At 48.2% G+C, this 16,895-nt stretch carries 12 protein-coding genes; 3 read left to right on the top strand and 9 right to left on the bottom strand.

Features of this window, described 5'->3' with window-relative positions:
- The 5 genes from Q7V32_RS07995 to Q7V32_RS07975 all read right to left on the bottom strand — a co-directional run.
- Window positions 1-1,181 (bottom strand): glycoside hydrolase family 5 protein (locus Q7V32_RS07995; RefSeq protein ID WP_304896455.1); only part of this gene is annotated, 1,181 nt, incomplete at its 3' end.
- A 388-nt stretch (window positions 1,182-1,569) separates the two neighbouring features.
- Window positions 1,570-3,525: an amylosucrase gene (locus tag Q7V32_RS07990; protein ID WP_304896454.1), complete on the bottom strand. Its 1,956-nt coding sequence runs from the start codon at window positions 3,523-3,525 to the stop codon at window positions 1,570-1,572.
- A gap of 66 nt (window positions 3,526-3,591) precedes the next feature.
- The gene (locus Q7V32_RS07985; protein ID WP_304896453.1) at window positions 3,592-4,482 is read right to left on the bottom strand and encodes a PfkB family carbohydrate kinase; all 891 of its coding nucleotides are present in this window, start codon (window positions 4,480-4,482) and stop codon (window positions 3,592-3,594) included.
- A complete protein-coding gene (locus Q7V32_RS07980; RefSeq protein WP_304896452.1) occupies window positions 4,472-5,323 on the bottom strand; it encodes an HAD-IIB family hydrolase in 852 nt (283 codons plus the stop codon). The genes Q7V32_RS07985 and Q7V32_RS07980 overlap by 11 nt, the downstream gene beginning before the upstream one ends.
- Window positions 5,324-5,338: 15 nt before the next feature.
- Window positions 5,339-7,459, bottom strand: a complete 2,121-nt coding sequence (locus Q7V32_RS07975; protein WP_304896451.1) for an HAD-IIB family hydrolase — start codon at window positions 7,457-7,459, stop codon at window positions 5,339-5,341.
- Between the two features lie 688 nt (window positions 7,460-8,147).
- Between Q7V32_RS07975 and Q7V32_RS07970 the strand changes: the two genes are divergently transcribed.
- Window positions 8,148-8,588 (top strand): hypothetical protein, encoded by a 441-nt coding sequence (locus Q7V32_RS07970; RefSeq protein ID WP_304896450.1) that lies wholly within the window; start codon window positions 8,148-8,150, stop codon window positions 8,586-8,588.
- 262 nt (window positions 8,589-8,850) lie between these two features.
- Here Q7V32_RS07970 and Q7V32_RS07965 read toward each other — a convergent pair whose 3' ends face one another.
- Window positions 8,851-8,985 (bottom strand): hypothetical protein, encoded by a 135-nt coding sequence (locus Q7V32_RS07965; protein WP_304896449.1) that lies wholly within the window; start codon window positions 8,983-8,985, stop codon window positions 8,851-8,853.
- Window positions 8,986-9,249: 264 nt separating this feature from the next.
- On the opposite strand from Q7V32_RS07965, the gene Q7V32_RS07960 reads away from it, so the two are divergent.
- Window positions 9,250-11,847 (top strand): PAS domain S-box protein, encoded by a 2,598-nt coding sequence (locus Q7V32_RS07960; RefSeq protein ID WP_304896448.1) that lies wholly within the window; start codon window positions 9,250-9,252, stop codon window positions 11,845-11,847.
- Window positions 11,848-12,014: 167 nt separating this feature from the next.
- Here the strand turns inward: Q7V32_RS07960 and glgP are convergent, their stop codons facing one another.
- The 3 genes from glgP to xrtD form a co-directional block, all read right to left on the bottom strand.
- The gene (gene glgP, locus Q7V32_RS07955) at window positions 12,015-14,543 is read right to left on the bottom strand and encodes an alpha-glucan family phosphorylase (protein ID WP_304896447.1); all 2,529 of its coding nucleotides are present in this window, start codon (window positions 14,541-14,543) and stop codon (window positions 12,015-12,017) included.
- Between the two features lie 279 nt (window positions 14,544-14,822).
- A complete protein-coding gene (locus Q7V32_RS07950) occupies window positions 14,823-14,978 on the bottom strand; it encodes a hypothetical protein (RefSeq protein ID WP_304896446.1) in 156 nt (51 codons plus the stop codon).
- A gap of 19 nt (window positions 14,979-14,997) precedes the next feature.
- Window positions 14,998-16,587 carry a VPLPA-CTERM-specific exosortase XrtD gene (gene xrtD / locus Q7V32_RS07945; RefSeq protein ID WP_304896445.1) on the bottom strand — a complete coding sequence of 530 codons (1,590 nt, stop codon included), beginning with the start codon at window positions 16,585-16,587 and terminating at the stop codon, window positions 14,998-15,000.
- Window positions 16,588-16,644: 57 nt separating this feature from the next.
- On the opposite strand from xrtD, the gene Q7V32_RS07940 reads away from it, so the two are divergent.
- A complete protein-coding gene (locus tag Q7V32_RS07940; protein ID WP_304896444.1) occupies window positions 16,645-16,836 on the top strand; it encodes a hypothetical protein in 192 nt (63 codons plus the stop codon).
- The last annotated feature ends 59 nt before the right edge of the window (window positions 16,837-16,895 follow it).

Genomic DNA, 16,895 nt, shown 5'->3' with positions numbered 1-16,895 from the left:
TCTCGGCCTAAGGTTGCTTTTTGCATGGCGTTAATGACGGTAGGGTTGGGAGAAAAATAGTCGGGTGTATTCCATTGACTCCATTTGTTTTTGATCGTGTTTAAATCATCCGAAGCAATATCCGCAACATGGCTGTTTTGCGCTTCTGAGTTATACATGCCCCAGTTATTGCGTCCCATCACCTTATAAGTCCACGTTGTCCAGTGGCTGCCGGTTTCTGTAAATTGCTGAAGCCCGTAATCCCAGGAATCGGCATTTTCGAACAATGTAAACTCCCCTATAAAATGCGGTACGTTATATTTTGAACCCCAATTTTGAGCTTCCTGTATCCACCCATCCACAGCATTTTTCATCACTGTGAAATCTTCATTGTTTTGCCATTGGTAGTAGTGCAACGAATAGACGACATTCTCCCAATTTTTCTCTTGGGGATTCGGAAGCGTATCCCACCACCAAATTGCTTCCATAAAGATGATGTGATCGGGGTCGATCGCTCGGATAGCCTGATATAGAGAGTCGTAAAGATTAACTACTTCAGATCCCATCCTTCCTGGAAAGGTCTCGGAGGGTTCATTTATCAGGTCATAACCGGCCACGGCGGCATTGTCTTTAAAACGCGTGGCAAGGGTTTCCCAAAACTCTATCAGTTGGCTCTGATAAAGCGGGGTGGAATAAAGCAACTTGCCGTCCTGCCGTCCTGAATGATGGGCTCCGTTTTGTGAGCCCGGCGCGCCATGCAGATCAAGAATGGTGTAGAGCCCATATTCAAGCGCTTTGTTTACGGTCCATTCAATCCTGGATAAATCAATCGCGCCTGTCGCGTCCAGCCTCCAGTTGCCTTCATCATCCATATGATTAAACGCATAGACTGGCAAACGGATACAGTTGAGACCGGCTTCGGCGATGTTCTTGAAATCGATTTCTGTGATCCATGAATCCCAGTAAGCGTTATATAACTCCCAGACAGCATCTTTACCAAAACGATCGGTAAGAATATTTCGTGCATCCCATTCATTTGATGCGCCAGTTAAAGGCGACATCCAAGGTTCGTGCCCCATCCAGCCGCCCAGATTGGTGCCGTATAGATGAACATTATTACCTACACCGTAATTGTCCCTGATATCCGCGCCATCGACTTTAAGAAAATCTGAAGCGAAACAAGATAAAGGAGCCGATAGCATCAGGCTCAAGAGTAAAACAGGTATTCTCGGTAAGATTAAGAGGAAAACAGATTTTAGTTTCATAAATAGAGTGTTGTTGATTCGGTGCTTTGAGTTTTTAATGTCAAACAGCAGCAATTCTCGGTTTGATCTTTTCGGCATCATTTCGGGTTGGGAAAAGCCTTTTGAGGAACGCCGTAAACCCTTCCATGCGGGCTTGACAGCAGCATCCTTGCTGCCGACATCCTCAAAAAGCTTCCCCCAGCCCTTTTTTTCTTTCAAATCGAGAATTGCTGGTCAAACAGGCTTTCGTTTTTGCTTGATTTGGCGAGTTTTGTCGAATCTCGCCAAACACCCCGCGCATCTTTTTGATCAGTTGATGTTTTTTGATCGGATAAAGGCACAGGCCTCAAAACTCGCTCAGCCAATAAAACAGGCAAGGTTGGATCACTAATTGGTTGTCGAATTGAGTGGGGCGCTTGCCGGAATACAAATCGTACACTTGACCGTATATACCAAAGCCGGCCGCGCTGAGTTTGGCCATTTCGATGCGCTGAGGCTGTTCACTGAAATTACAAATAACCAAAACCCGTTCCGAAGGCCGGTTGTGATCGTAACGGATAAACGAAAACACATGCGGATTAGTGGTGTCGACCAGTTGCCTGTTGTTAAAATCGGCAAATGCGGATGTTTCCTTACGGATTGCAATCATTTTCTTCAAGGCGCTGAATACGCCGTGTTCAACCGTACCTTGTTTATTTCGAGACTCGGCGCGCAGCCAGTCTATCTTGGGCCGATGTATCCAGCGACTGTCGTTCGCTTTATCAGGCTGGTCGAGATAGCTGTAATCATTAAAGGTTGCGATTTCATCACCGTAATACAATAACGGAATACCGCCGAATGAAAAAATCATGCTGTGCATTAAAATAATTTTATTCAGCGCAATATCGATAGCTTTTTGATCACCGGTTTTAACGGCCGTTTCAAGGCCAACCAATGAAGCAAGCGAACCGGCAATACGCGCATCGCCGGTTTTATCATTGCGCATGAACGGAACGCCGCTTGCGATAGAATCCTTAAATTGTCCGGTATAAAAGTCCACTAGAAACCGGCGATGTGCGTTCGGTTCATAGTCTACTTGCCTGACATCGTTGTCGTCGAAACCCAAACCTATATCGTCGTGGCAGCGAACATAATTTAACCAGGTCGCCCGCTCCAGTTTATCGGGCAGACTTTTTAAACCTTGATACAGCAGTCTGCAATTGCGTGTCGCCAGGGCGTCCCATAACAATGCCATCAATGTTGCGTTATACGCAATTTCGCACTCTTTCGCGATAATCGCATCCTCGCCAAAATATTTAGTGATCTCGACCGGAGCAACAATCGCTTCAGCGATAAACAATGCCCCCGGAGCGGTTACCTGACAACAGTCTTTCATCAATTGCAACAGCAAATGGGCTTCGCGCTCGTTTTGGCAGATCGTACCCATTTTTTTCCATATAAATGCAACTGCATCCAGTCTGACCACATCGGCGCCCTGATTGATCCAGAATAAAATCACATCGAGCATTTCTATAAATACAGTCGGGTTGCTGTAATTAAGATCCCATTGGTAGTCGTTAAAAACCGTCATGACCCACTTTTGCAGGGTTTCGTTCCAGGTAAAATTACCCGGGGCCGTTTCGGGGAAAATCTCCGGCATGCTTTGTTCGAACATGTCCGGAATTTCGCGGTTGTCGAACATGTAATAGTAATCCTGATATTTTTGTTCCCCAGCGATCGCCCGTTTGGCCCATTGATGTTCGTTCGAGGTATGATTCAGCACCACATCCAGCGTAAGCAAGATATCGCGTTTTCTAAATTCGCTTGAAACCCGTTGCAAATCTTCCAGCGTCCCGACCCGGTCGTCGATTTGACGAAAATTACTGACGGCATACCCGCCGTCGCTTTTTCCGGTCGGGCATTCGAGAATCGGCATGATATGAACCAAATTGACGCCCAGCTCCTGAAAATAAGGCGTTTTGTCCGCCACGCCGGCAAGATTGTCTGCAAACCCTGCGCTGTACAAGGCCATGCCTACCCACTGTTGGCTCAAAAACCAGTTGTGATCATTTTCCCGTTCTATATCAAGCATCTTGAGCGCATCCGGTCTTTGAATATATTGTCGCGCCAAGGTTTCAACCAGCTTCAGCATTTGCGCTTGAAAATCATCGCGGCGGCCATATAAATGATGAAACAGGTTATGAATTGCGTAAAAATTTGCGCCTAGACGGGTATAAAAATGCCTTAAATCCTGACTACGAATTTCAGGTTTAAGGTCGTCCAAAATTTGATTTAATAAGGAGTGGGATATTTGTTCGTACATGGTATTTAATTAGTGTGGCTTTGAGGTTTTGCTGGGCAGACAAGGCATGCGGCGCTATCGGGAAAGTTAATAAACCAAACCCCAGGACTGTAAAAACGGCTGATAAAAAGCATGATCCCTGACCGTAGCACCTCTTTGGCTGATCAATGCCGACGCAAAAGATTGCGCCCGTTCCATGGTCAGCGCAAGCGGCCAGGTTTGATTGAGGCCCAGCAGAATTACCGATGAAAACGCATCGCCGGCGCCCACGGTGTCGATCACTCGGTTGATTTCGCCGGGTGTGACTGTGACTAACACATCATGGCTATCGACTGCGGTAGCGCCCTTTTTCCCGCTAGTGACAATCAGGCCTTCCAGATAATAATGCGCACGAAATTGCCGCATATCGGCCTCCAGATCGCCAGACACAGGGAAGAGAGCAGCCAGTTCGTGATGATTCAGTTTGACCCAATCAGCCTGTTCAACCCATTCGAGTGCATCGGTTTTATTCCACCAGGGCTCGCGCAAATTGACATCCATGAATACGGCACACTGACCTTTTTCTTTTAAAGCGGTCAAGGCCTTTCTTGACACCGGATTACGTAGCGCCAGCGTGCCGTGATAAAGCAGTCCGGTTCTGTTTTCATCTGCGAGCGCCGCCTCATCGATATAATCGTAGGCCTGTTCCTGCAAAATGGTATAAGCAGGTTCACCCTGTTCAATAGCGACGTCGACAATGCCGGTAGCATGGCTGTTGTCCCGTTGCAGCCCGGAACAATTCAAGCCCCATTTTTGCATCGCAGCGACTACAGTATCGCCTGTCGGATCTTCTCCTACCCGGCTGATAAAAAACGGCAGTTGTCGAAATGCCTGCAAATGCCAAGCGACATTGAACGGCGCGCCGCCTAATACCCGGCTGCCGTCCGGAAAATGATCGAACAATACTTCGCCGAAAATGGTAATGTGTTTATGATTCATAGTCAGCTATCCAACGTCTGATTTCGGGCAAATAATGTACGCAACCTTCTAAAATACCGGCGCTGTAATTGCCGTTCATACCCATAAATCCGCCTTTGGCCAAATAAAGCGCTGATCCGGTTGACTGCTCCCTCGCCTGAAGCTGAGCCTGTTCGCGCACTTCATCAGAAGCATTCGCCACCAAAACCGAGCGGATGGGGCTGGTCAAAACCGGAAGATCATTTCCGCTGTCACCTGCGAATACGGAGTTTTCCAAGCCGAAACCCAGTTGCTTCATTAAAAAATCTACCGCATGAAATTTGGTTGCACCTGCCGGTAAAACATCCAGCAAACCGACATGGGCCGCTTCGTCGATGCTGAAAATCAACTCTGCCCTGATTGAATGCACCGCCAATTGCTTGCGCATTTCGATCAGTAAAGGTTCTAGTACAACAGCCGGCTGCACATAATAACTGAGCTTAAAGCGATTCTGCTTAGCGCTTTCCTGCAGTGACAATTCAGGCAAATGGCTGAACAAATGATGCATATCCGCATGCTCTCGACCGGCCCAGTCCGGCGCGATTTCCTTCACCCATTCGGACCACTCGTGCCATTCATTATCAGCGATTTGATAGATCGTGGTGCCGACATCACCGATCACAAAATCCGGCACGGGCAAATCGAATTCGGTGACCGCTTGTTGAACCAATGCTTTATGCCGACCGGTCACATAAACCAAGGTGCAATTCGGGTGTCCGGCCAAAACGGCAAAAAGCGGCCTCGCTGCGGGCGATTCGGGTGCGTTACCGTTGGGTAGCAAAGTTCGGTCGAGATCGGTGCAGAGCAGTAATTTGCTGATCATGTCGAATTCCTTCGATTAAAAATCATAATGGTCGATCCCCTCAATAATCCCAAGTGCATAAGGCTGACTGGCAAAATAAATTCGTTCCGGCTCATAAAGACCGGACAACTCCTCGCGATGCCGGTTGGCCACAACTACCGCCAGGGTATTGCCCTGCATCATGTCCTCGTCGGCGCCGGAACCGCCGGCGACCAGAATGCGTTCCAGGGGAACATTCCATTGCTGCGCGAAATAACGCAACGCCAAGCCCTTGGAGGCGCGCGCCGGTAGTATGTCAAAATATTGACCAAAGGACAGGATCACATTGACGGCTTGCTCTTCTTGACGCAGCAGTGCATGAATTTCTTCAACGGACGGCGCTGTTTCGGAATTGTAATGAAAAGAAATTTTGAATCGGCTTTGTTCGCTTTTAGTTTGCAGGACAAGTCCCGGCAACTCGGCGATGATACGGCGTATGGCTTTGGGATTCCAGTGGTAATCAATATGCCTGGCCCATGCGCTGTCCGGTGTCATCTGCGGTGCATAAGAGATTTCGGTTCCCAAGCTGGTGATTAAAACATCAGGAGTCGGTAGACCGTTTTTCTTTAAAATCGCTAATGCCGAGTCGAGCCTTCTCCCTGTTGCGATCCCAAAAAATACCCTTTTACGATTTCCCGCCAGATAGCGCGTAAATGCTTTCAGTCCATCCTGGCTACCGAGCAGACTTTGATCGATGTCCGAAAAAACGGCGCGATTTCGATAGCTTAAATCACCGCGAACGCGCGGGATTTTCGGAAATACCGGATGGTATTCCAGGAGAGGTCGGATTTTTTCAAGGTATTTTTTGGCATGGGTGTCCCAGGAGTAAAGTTTCCGGACATTTTTCAACCCCTGTTTCGAGTATTTTTCCCATTTACCCGCATTTTTTAAAATCTCAAGCAATGCCTGTGCAATCGCCGGTGCATCCAATGGATCGACCAAGATTCCGTTCCGACAAGACCCGATAATATCCACCGGTCCACCATTTTCAGTCGCGACCAGCGGCAGTCCGCAAGCGGCGGCTTCTAACAGCGTTAACCCGAAGGGTTCGGTTAAAGCCGGATTCACGAATACGCCCTTTGAATTCGCGGCAAGACGGTATATCTCGGGTACATCCTCCTGCCTGTGATGCTTGGGAACGGCAATGCGCCCATAAAGATCGTAAAAATCAATCATCAGCAATATTTCAGTCAACACGGCTTGGCCGCCTTCATCCATTTCCCGGATGTCGTCGCGGTTACCGGCAACAATGACAAGGTTTGCCAAAGCCTGCAACTCGACGGATTCTCCGTAAGCCTGCACCAGTGTAACGATATTTTTGCGTTCATCCGGTCGTGACAGCGCCAGAATTATCGGTTTTGTCGGATCACTTAAAAATGGTTTTAGTACGTCTAAAAAAGGAAAATTTACTGCGGTTTCAGTAGGATAAAATTGTTCGAGATCGGTTCCGGGTGGAATCACGACCATGTGATCAGGTTGATAGTAATCGTACAATTCGTATTGTTCGGCTATTTCGTTATGTGTACTGGTAACGACTAATTCAGCATTGGCCAGCACATCTTCTTCAGCGTTGATCCTTCTGGAAATATGATAGCGTTGCTCGATGACGTCGCCGGACAACCCCATCGCCAGCAACCGGCTGAGCTTGTCCCTGCCCAGAGAATGCCCGGTATGAACCAGTGGAATCCCTGTCAGCAGCGACAGGCGAAGCCCTACATAACCGGCGTCGGCATAATGGCTGTGGAAAATATCAGGCATCCGGGGTTGAAGACGTAACCATGACAGCAAGTTGTCGGCAAAGATATCGAGATAATCCCAAAGCTCTTCTTTTTTGATGTAGCCTTCCGGGCCTGCCTGAATGCGGATGATTTGTGCGCCTTTTTCCAGCGTTTCAAATTTCTGCCGGTAAGCACCATCAACAGTGGGGTCGTCAATCAAGCGAGTGACTAAATCAACCCTACCGACTGCAGTCTGACGGGCCAGTGCTCGCGCCAAATCAACAACATATTTGGTCTGTCCGCCGGTATCCGCATCGCGGCCAAGTTCCAATTGATGACTGCGTATTAATCCATGGATACTGAGTAAAAGAATATAATTCGCTGCCTTTTTGCTTGTCATGATAATACTCATTTCAGCTAGAGGTAGATTTCATTCTCTCATTCAAGGGCTTTTATCTCAAGTTAAGCCGCTTTTTTACCAGGTTAAATCTGCGCGACTCTCCTAATCAAGGTGTGATGCCCCGTGTAGAATTTTCAGTCAGATGCAAATAGTCAAAAACCAAACGGATATTCCGGTTCAGTTGCTGTATTTTTTCAGCAACGTTAGAAACTGTTGCCATATAACCACTCGGACTTGAATCCCAGTTCATTAATATGGAGCAACAACCGAGAATAGTCCTTGTTAGCATGCTCCTTGATTACCTCATCCCTCAGCACTTCCCAAGCGCCCTGTAAATCTGAGTGTATGGTTTTTTCGTAGTGAGTAGGTTCTTGATAAAAATCATGGTATTAATAAGTTTTTTAAATTTTGTTTGAGCGATATTGGACAAACAGTAAAACAATGACATAGTTTTGGACAGGCTTATAGGATTTTCCACCAACAATGAAAGGCCGCTGATGGCCGAGTCTGTAAATTCGCCACTCTCGATAACTGACGTAGATGTTTTTACCAGGCCAATAGCGTTAAACTAACAACATCAGGAACGATTTGACCGTTCAGCTATCGACAAGATCAGGAACAAAGTTTAATCTTCGATGACTTTAGGTCTTACCTTTCTGTTTTAAATTTACAAATTAGCAAATATTTCATGACCAAGCTTCCCGACGTCTCCATGCTATCCCGGCATGAAAAAATCCAACTTTATGATTTGCTGCAAAAGGAACTTCAGGAATATCCAGATGAATGCGAAACAACGCTACGCTTTTATAATTTGAAAGTCACTTATGAAAATGTTCTTTGCCTGGCATCGGACAAGCATGAGGCGCTTGAAATTCTCGAGGAGAATATACAAGGCCTGTGCAAAGATTTCCAGGTCAGTGAAGTAACTCTGATCGATTTAGTTACTTACAGATACGACGTGATAGCGGACGATATACAAGTCGCCGAGGAAATTAAAGACGATTTAAAAAACTTGTGGGAATTAGAGGCGGACGGTCTGTGGGACAAGGAAAAGTTGCTTACTTATTTTGACTTGATAAAGTCCGACTTTGTGAAAAAGCTCTTACAACAGCATATAGACCAATTTTGAAGTCGGCGGAAAAATTTCGTATGGCTAACCTATTCGCTCGTTAGTATTGTCATGAGGTAGCAAGCCAAAGTGCCATGCTACGGGCGATTGTGTGCGAAGCGGAAACTGTCAGTGGGGTGGTGACTTCCAATGACGATTATTTTGAGCTTCGCGTAACCTTGCCATTGGACGCCCCCACTCAATAACAGCGGACTCTCGGAAAAGGCAAATTTTTTGTTTTATTATCGGCCCCACCCGACCCATACCTGCCTGTCGCCCTTCTTCAAACCGGCCAATCCAGACCGTCGCTATGAGAGGTCAATGATGGCTCAAGACCAACCGGTTGGGCAGATAATACCGAGTATATTCGGTCGGCGGAAATAGGCGTTTCGTTGGTTTGATAACTGGCCCCAGTCATAAAGCCAGAGATTGGTTGGATTTGTGTGTCTGCAGTCGTGTGTCAAGTGATCGACAACTTCCGCTGTAAGGATCGATTTAACCGTTGCCTCGTTTTTGGTGCAGGATTTCAGCAACCCATGAATTTATTCTTGCTGGCTGTCGGCTGTCAAAAATACAAAGTTTTCAGCATAAGTGTGCACAACCTGTATCATCCATGTAGCGTAATATTTAGCAAAATTTCCCACAAAAAATCTGATACACATTCTCAGTTGAAAACCGACGCATGCTCATCAACCTGATCAATAACATTGCATTCCTGATTGCTCTGGTGGCGGCCGGGCAGATTGTCCTCAGGCAATTTCATAACAAATCGCTGAATCGGCAAGTATTGCTTGGCCTCCTGTTTGGCGGCGTGACCCTGCTAGGCATGCTCAACCCGGTGACTTTTGTTCCAGGATTGATTTTTGATGGCCGATCCATCGTTCTATCGGTGGCGGGCGTCGTCGGAGGTACTTTCACTGCAGCGATTGCGGCGATCATGGCCGCTATTTATCGTTATCAACTGGGCGGCATCGGGGCGCCAGTCGGGATCCTGGTCGTAGTTGTGTCCAGCCTCTTGGGCGTGCTGGCAAGACAGTGGTGGTCGCAACGCCAAGCGCCTCCTTCCAAGCTAGATTATCTGGCCTTGGGCATGGTGGTGCAACTGTCACAGTTAGCCGCCTTCACGCAGATTCCCGATCAAGTTGGCTATGCCTTCATTGAACAAGCTTGGTGGGTACTCTTGCTGTTCTATCCACCTGCTACCATGTTGCTGTGCCTGATCTTTCGCGATCAGGAACGGCAACTGGAAGACCAGCAGGCTTTACAAGCCGAGCAGGAAAAGGCAATGCGTGAGCGATCCATGCTGCGCATATTGATCGACACACTTCCCGACTTGATCTGGCTGAAAGATGCCAAGGGCATTTATCTGGCCTGCAATCATCGATTCGAGCAATTCTTCGGCGCCTGCGAGCAGGAGATCGTCGGCAAGACCGACTACGACTTCGTTGACAAGGCTCTTGCTGATTCTTTTCGGACCAACGATCGCGCCGCAATGGCAAAGAATGGCCCCTCGGTCAACGAAGAGGAAATCACTTTTCTCTTCGACGGTCACCGAGAACTGTTGCAAACCATCAAGATTCCCATGCGCGACGAAAATGGCCAACTCATCGGCATTCTCGGCATCGGCAACGACATTACGCAGCGAAATAAGGCTGAACGCGCGCTGGAAAACAGCGAAAAGCAACTGCGCTTCGTTCTCGAAGGTGCGGAACTCGGTTTCTGGGATTGGGACATCGCGGCTGGCACGGTTTATCGCAACGAGCGATGGGCCACCATGCTGGGTTACAGCCATGAAGACATCCGGCAGACGACTCAGCAATGGGCCGATTTCATCTACCCGGATGACCGCAGCCGTGCGTGGGATTCGATCAACTCTGTTCTTGAAGGCCGCTCGAGCAGGCACCGACTCGAATATCGTATGCTGCGCAAGGACGGCAGCATCATCTGGATTCTCGATCAAGCCAGCGTGATGCAGCGCGACGCCGACGGCAAACCGCTGCGCATGTGCGGTACACATACCGACATTACCGAAATCAAGGCGACCCAGGAAGAACTCGCACAACACCGCCGCCACCTGGAGGAACTCGTCAGCGAACGCACTCACGAACTGACACTGGCCAAGGAAGCCGCCGAAACAGCAAACATCACCAAGAGTGCGTTCCTGGCGAACATGAGCCATGAGATCCGGACACCACTCAATGCCATCACCGGCATGGCACACATCCTTCGTCGTTCAGGCCTGACACCGCAACAAACCGACAAACTCGACAAGATCGAAGCCGCCGGCAAGCACCTATTAGAAATCATCAACGCCATTCTCGACCTGTCAAAAATAGAAGCTGGCAAATTCACCCTGGAAGTCGCTCCAGTCCACATCGACGCCATACTAGACAACATAGTCTCGATGCTGGCTCAGAAGGCCCAGGTCAAAGGTATCGCCATCAACACGGAGACTGTCGCGCTTACTCACTCTCTCTTGGGCGATCCAACCAGACTCCAGCAAGCCCTGCTCAACTATGCCGCCAATGCCCTCAAGTTCACCGAGCGGGGCCATATCACCTTGCGCGTTAAGGAAGAGGCCCAGACCGACGAAACCATCACGCTCCGTTTCGAAGTGGAAGACAGTGGAATCGGCATTGACCCAGAGGCCCTGCCCAAACTGTTCGGCACCTTCGAACAAGCCGATAACTCGACCACCCGCAAATACGGGGGAACAGGGCTGGGCCTGGCGATCACCAAGAATATTGCCGAGCTCATGGGCGGGACGGTAGGGGTGAGCAGCATCGAAGGTCAAGGCAGCACCTTCTGGTTTACCACCGTTTTCACCAAGGCGGAACAGACTACCGAAGTCCTCCCCAAGATCGGCGTAGAGGACGCCGGGCGGGCGGTTCGGCGTGAACATGCCGGCAAGCACATTCTGCTGGCGGAAGACGAACCTATCAACCAGGAGATTTCGCGGATGCTGCTGGAGGATGTCGGGCTCACTGTCCATCTCGCCTCCGACGGTCGGGAGGCAGTCGAAAAGGCAAGTGCTGACCACTACGATCTGATCCTGATGGACATGCAGATGCCGCATATGGATGGGTTGGATGCGAGCCGCCAGATTCGTCTACTCCCCGGTTATTCAGCAATCCCGATTCTGGCGATGACGGCGAATGCCTTTGCAGAAGACAAGGCGCGGTGTTTCGAGGCAGGCATGAACGGATTCATTACCAAACCAGTAACACCGAATGTTTTTTACCAAACTCTTTTGACGTGGCTTGAAAAGGGACCAGGCTGATTAAAATGGGCCCCAAATCCGGACAATAGTTTAAGATGATGTCTATCATAAAAAAAGTAGATAGAATGAGTGAACGCATCTTGGTCGTGTCCCCTCTGTGTCAGGATAGTTGTCGTCAATTCGGACTGGATAATAGTGGCCGAACACTTGATTTGAAGCAATCAAGCTTACCTGGGCATTTTCACCCATTGGATGAGCCCGGTTTCAAGAGGGATATTACAATCCGGATGATTCGGCCGGATTCTGGGCGTGTAATCAGAAATGGGCCGGTTTGCGGCAATAACTGCGCTGTAGAGATAGCCGTTAACAGCGCCCGGAATTGCACGCTCCATTTGCATGGGGATCAGTTCAAATGATTTTTGTTCTGCCGGTTCTGAAAATAATTCTACGCAAACATCTTTTGCCTCCAAATCGCCTAGATAAAGCATCAGACTAAATCGATAGGTGTTTTCAATTTGTTCGGCTACCGGGTTTTCTACATGGATTTTTGCCCACAGTTCCTTGATACGTTTTTGCCAGAGCTGTATAGCTTTTCCCAGTTTGACGTTATCGGCAATCCGCTTGTTATAGTTGGCAGCCAAAGGAAGGTAGTAATGTTCGGTGTATTCTCGAACCATCCGGTTGGCCGAAAAATAAGGGGTCAGCGTCGACATACTTGCCCGAATAAAATTCACCCAACACCGAGGAATGCCGGCTGGATCGTGATCATAAAAATGAGGAATAATGGTATTTTCCAAATGTTGATACAGGATTTCCGCTTGTGATGGATCAGCCAGTTCGTCTTCCAAGCCATTTAAAGCCCAACCCACTTCGGGTGTATAAGCTTCAGCCCACCAGCCGTCCAGTTCGGATAGATTTAAACCGCCGTTGACTAAAGTTTTCATGCCGCTGGTACCACACGCTTCCCAGGGTCTGCGCGGGGTGTTAATCCATAAATCAACGCCTTGCACCAAATATTCGGCGGTAATCATATCGTAATCGCTTAAATAAATGGCTCGTTCGCGAATTTCAGGCCTGAGCATAAATTGATACCACGCTTTGATCAGTGCTTGTCCGGGTTGATCGGCAGGATGGGCCTTACCTGATATAACCAGTTGGACGGGGCGTGCCGGGTTGGTGAGTATCGCGGCGAGCCGGTCCGGATCAGTAAGCAGCAAATTAGGCCGTTTATAAGTGGCAAATCGGCGTGCAAAACCAATCGTCATGACATTAGGATCAAACAGGCGTAATACGCGGTCTTGCCGTTCGGCTTCGGAGATCATACTCTGAGTATTCAGTTCCCTTGCATACTCACTGCGGACATAGTCAACCAGGCGTTTTCGATTTTTAGCGCGTAACGTCCAAATTTGCTCATCGCTGACACGGTCAAACTTTTCCGCCAGATTTTCATGTTCGCAATACCAGCGGCTTTTGCCGCATAAATTAGTCCAGAGTTCATCAGCATACATTGAGTCCCAAGTCGGTACGTGAACGCCGTTGGTAATATGCCCTACCGGTACTTCCTGAAGAGGCAAACCCGGAAATAAGGGGCTAAAAATTCGCCGGCTTACTTCGCCGTGTAAACGGCTGACGCCATTAATGGCGGCACTGCCATGAATGGCGAGATAAGCCATATTGAACGACTGTTCGTTCGTTGTGTCGTAAGGATTACGGCCCAGGTTGATGAGCGTTTCCAGGGAAATATTGAGCGATTGCGCATAATGTCCCAAATAACGGGTGATCAATTCAGGGCTGAACCGGTCGAAACCCGCTTCAACGGGGGTGTGGGTGGTAAAAAGATTACCTGCCCGGGTCACGGCCAATGCGGTTTCAAAATCAAGATGAAATTCTTCCATAAAATCTCTGGCCCGTTCCAATACCAGCAATGCTGCGTGTCCCTCATTGAGATGACAAACGTCGGGTTTGATGCCCAAGGCTCTTAGAACACGCCAACCGCCGATGCCCAGCAAAATTTCCTGAGTCAGACGATGTTCGGGTCCGCCGCCATAAAGTTCGGTGGTAATGCAGCGCTCAACCGGATGATTAATCGGATCGTTGGTATCCAAAAGATACAGTTTGATACTGCCGATTTGCGCTTGCCAGACACGGACCCATAAACGCGAGGGCGTATAAAGCTGAATGCGCAGCCATTCACCTTCTTCGTTGCGGACCGGACAAACCGGAAGATCTCCGGTGTCGCTGGAGGGATAAAGCGCGATTTGATTGCCGTCTTGATCAATGGCCTGACGAAAGTAGCCGTTTTGATACAGCAAACCGACGCCGATCAGCGGAAGTCTCAAGTCATTTGCTGCTTTTAAATGATCGCCCGCAAGCAAGCCCAGTCCGCCTGAATAAATCGGCAGTGCCTCGCTGAGGCCAAACTCCATGCTGAAATAGGCGACTTGCTTGAATTTTGCGGTAGCCTGCAGTTCATGCTGAAACCAGCGTTCTTCACTCAGCGATTGCCTGTAATCACTGACAATACTTTTGAGATTCTTGCAAAATGTTTCGTTACCAGCCAATTCTTCAAGGCGTTTGCTGGAAGTGGTTTGTAGTACTAACCAGGGATTACGGGTTTGTTGCCACAAATCAGCATCCAACTCCTGCCAAATCGCATCAGCTCGATGACTCCAGGAAAAATTACAATCGAGCGCTAATTCAGGAAGACCATCCAGCTTTTCAGCCAGTTGGTCCGGAAAATTTCTAGGCGTAGTCATAGCACCACCTCTTGTGAGGAATTCATGTTATAAGCTTTGTCAAAAAGGCTATGTTCGCATTAATAGCAGGTGTCCCGCGGGATGGATTGCCGGAGTCCATAAGCTATCAATGGTATTGAACTTTCACGTCCTTGTGACCCGGATTCGCTTAGGCGGTCTAACGGCTCGGGCGATCCATGCCGGGAACACGGCGTTGAGGTCCTTTCAACCACTAAAGCGAACAGTACTTTAAAAAATAGGACGTTTGACGATCTATTTTTCAGGCTTAGTTCTACTTTGTCAGATTACACACAAACTCGTCATCCCCGCCGGGAAGCGGGGATCCAGTGCCAGGGACGGTAAGCTTAAATCCATCCATGGCGTCTGGATTCGCTTACGCGGTCTAACGGCTCCGGCAATCCCTGCCGGAATGACGATTCTGAATTGTGCGTTCATTGAATATGACAAAGTAGAATTAGTTGGGAATAAAACCTGGCAATTGCCCATGTACGTCTTTAATAAATGCTTCGAGTATCTTGTCGCCTTCCTCTGTCGGGCGGCTTTCAGGCAATGCAACAACTAATCGGACCAACGCGCCATCGGTACGCTGACGCGTCAGCGCATCCCAGAAGAGGTACCATTTAACCAGATATTCGTTGGTTATATTTCGGCCGCGTTGCTGAAACCAGTAGTACACAAGTTGTTTACTATCGCCTTTCGAAATAACAGCCCGATTGACTCTTATCGGACTGCCATCTGACATGGTTGCACCCGGCAAACTTCGTTGGGTAAATTCCCCGATACGCCAGCCGTCACCTGGAATACAGGATTTGGGTGAGTGCGCTGAAGCGCCCTGCCGCTGAGAGGCGTAATAAGCCACGTAAAAGTTGACCGGGGAGACTTCACCCGGCTTTGTATAGTTGGCAATGATGTAATCATCGAATTTAAGTTCGTCGATGTATTTCTGGCCCATGCCGACTTCCACGCCTTTCCAGTCTGAAATAGTTAAAGGAAATGTGGTAAAGCGCGAACGTTCGGGTGATATTTCCTCTCGATCCCCCACAAACATTGAAATAGGTGCGGCAATGATTAAAAGCACCAGGGCTGTCAAAAAAGGTTTTGGCAATCCGTAAAATAAGGTTTGCGATTGTACGGTTTGAACCTGCTCAGCCTCTTCAGGAATACCCAGTACGTCCAGCGGCTGAGCGCCGATCACAAATACTTGTGAAAATTTCTTGCCTTTATAAAAAATCTTGACCAATAACCACATTTCGATAAACAAAATGCCCAGGCAGCCAATAAAAATAACCCAGCCTTCAAAATCATGCAGAAACCCTTCCGCTTGTTCTATGCCCCAATTATCCACCAGAACACCAATAACACCGATACGAAAACTGTTCATCAACACGGTGATGGGCAATGTCGAAAGCACAATCAGGATGCGCATCCACAATTTGGCTCTAAAAAAATACGCACACAAAAAACAGAAACTGGCGAGAGGAAACAGGTAACGCAAGCCGCTACAGGCTTCGACCACTTGTAACTGAAAGTTACCCAGATCAATGACATTGCCCGCCAAAAATACGCTGATGCCAAAGGAACGGATAACAGCGACGCCGATTTGGGAGGAGATGAGCTGCAGCTCTGAAGACAGATTGTTGTATAAAAAATTCGGTAATGGAATCATGAAAATTAAATACACCAATGGAAACCAGAGCAGCCTGATGCCCTTCCAGCCGGTATAAGCCAGACACATGCCAAACAAAACCAGTAAAAAAGCGTACTGTGAAATGATAGACAATGTCGCCAAATTACCTGCAAAACCAATCAACAGACCGATAAGGACGCATACAACTCCCGTCCATTGAGGTTCGAATTGCATTTTGGCTAATGCCAATCTGTTTTCCCAAACAAACCAAAACGAGATAACCGGTATCAGATAACCGTGGCTGTATTCTTCGCTTTCCCATCGCCCAACCATGGTAATCAGCGCATCACCAAAAATGAGGCCTATTAACAAGGCAATTAATGCGGCCGAGATTAAAAGTGCATAATTCAATTTCATAAAACATCCATAATTTTGGGGGTTATTAACTGCTTTCCTAAATCCGTTCTAATTATTATGATTATTTGGTTCCCTTGTTTTACTGCCAGACTAAACTCCAATACCATTAATCGAAGCCTGGTTAACGGCAAGGATTGCCTGCATCAGCACTGGGTGGATACGTTTATTCTCCCCTTTATAAGAGGCGTAATTATTGGCGAAATCCTTAAGGTTATTGATCCGATCTCTATCGGTCTTAGCCGGGCCTGATATTGCCCCGTTAGCCGAAGATAAAAATTTTGCGCGTAGATATTAGCCCAAAGGCGGGT

The sequence above is a fragment of the Methylicorpusculum sp. genome (assembly GCF_030651835.1).
GTDB lineage: Bacteria > Pseudomonadota > Gammaproteobacteria > Methylococcales > Methylomonadaceae > Methylicorpusculum.
The sequence above is the reverse complement of the archived record's forward strand: the minus strand, read 5'-3'. Positions and strand labels throughout refer to the sequence as shown.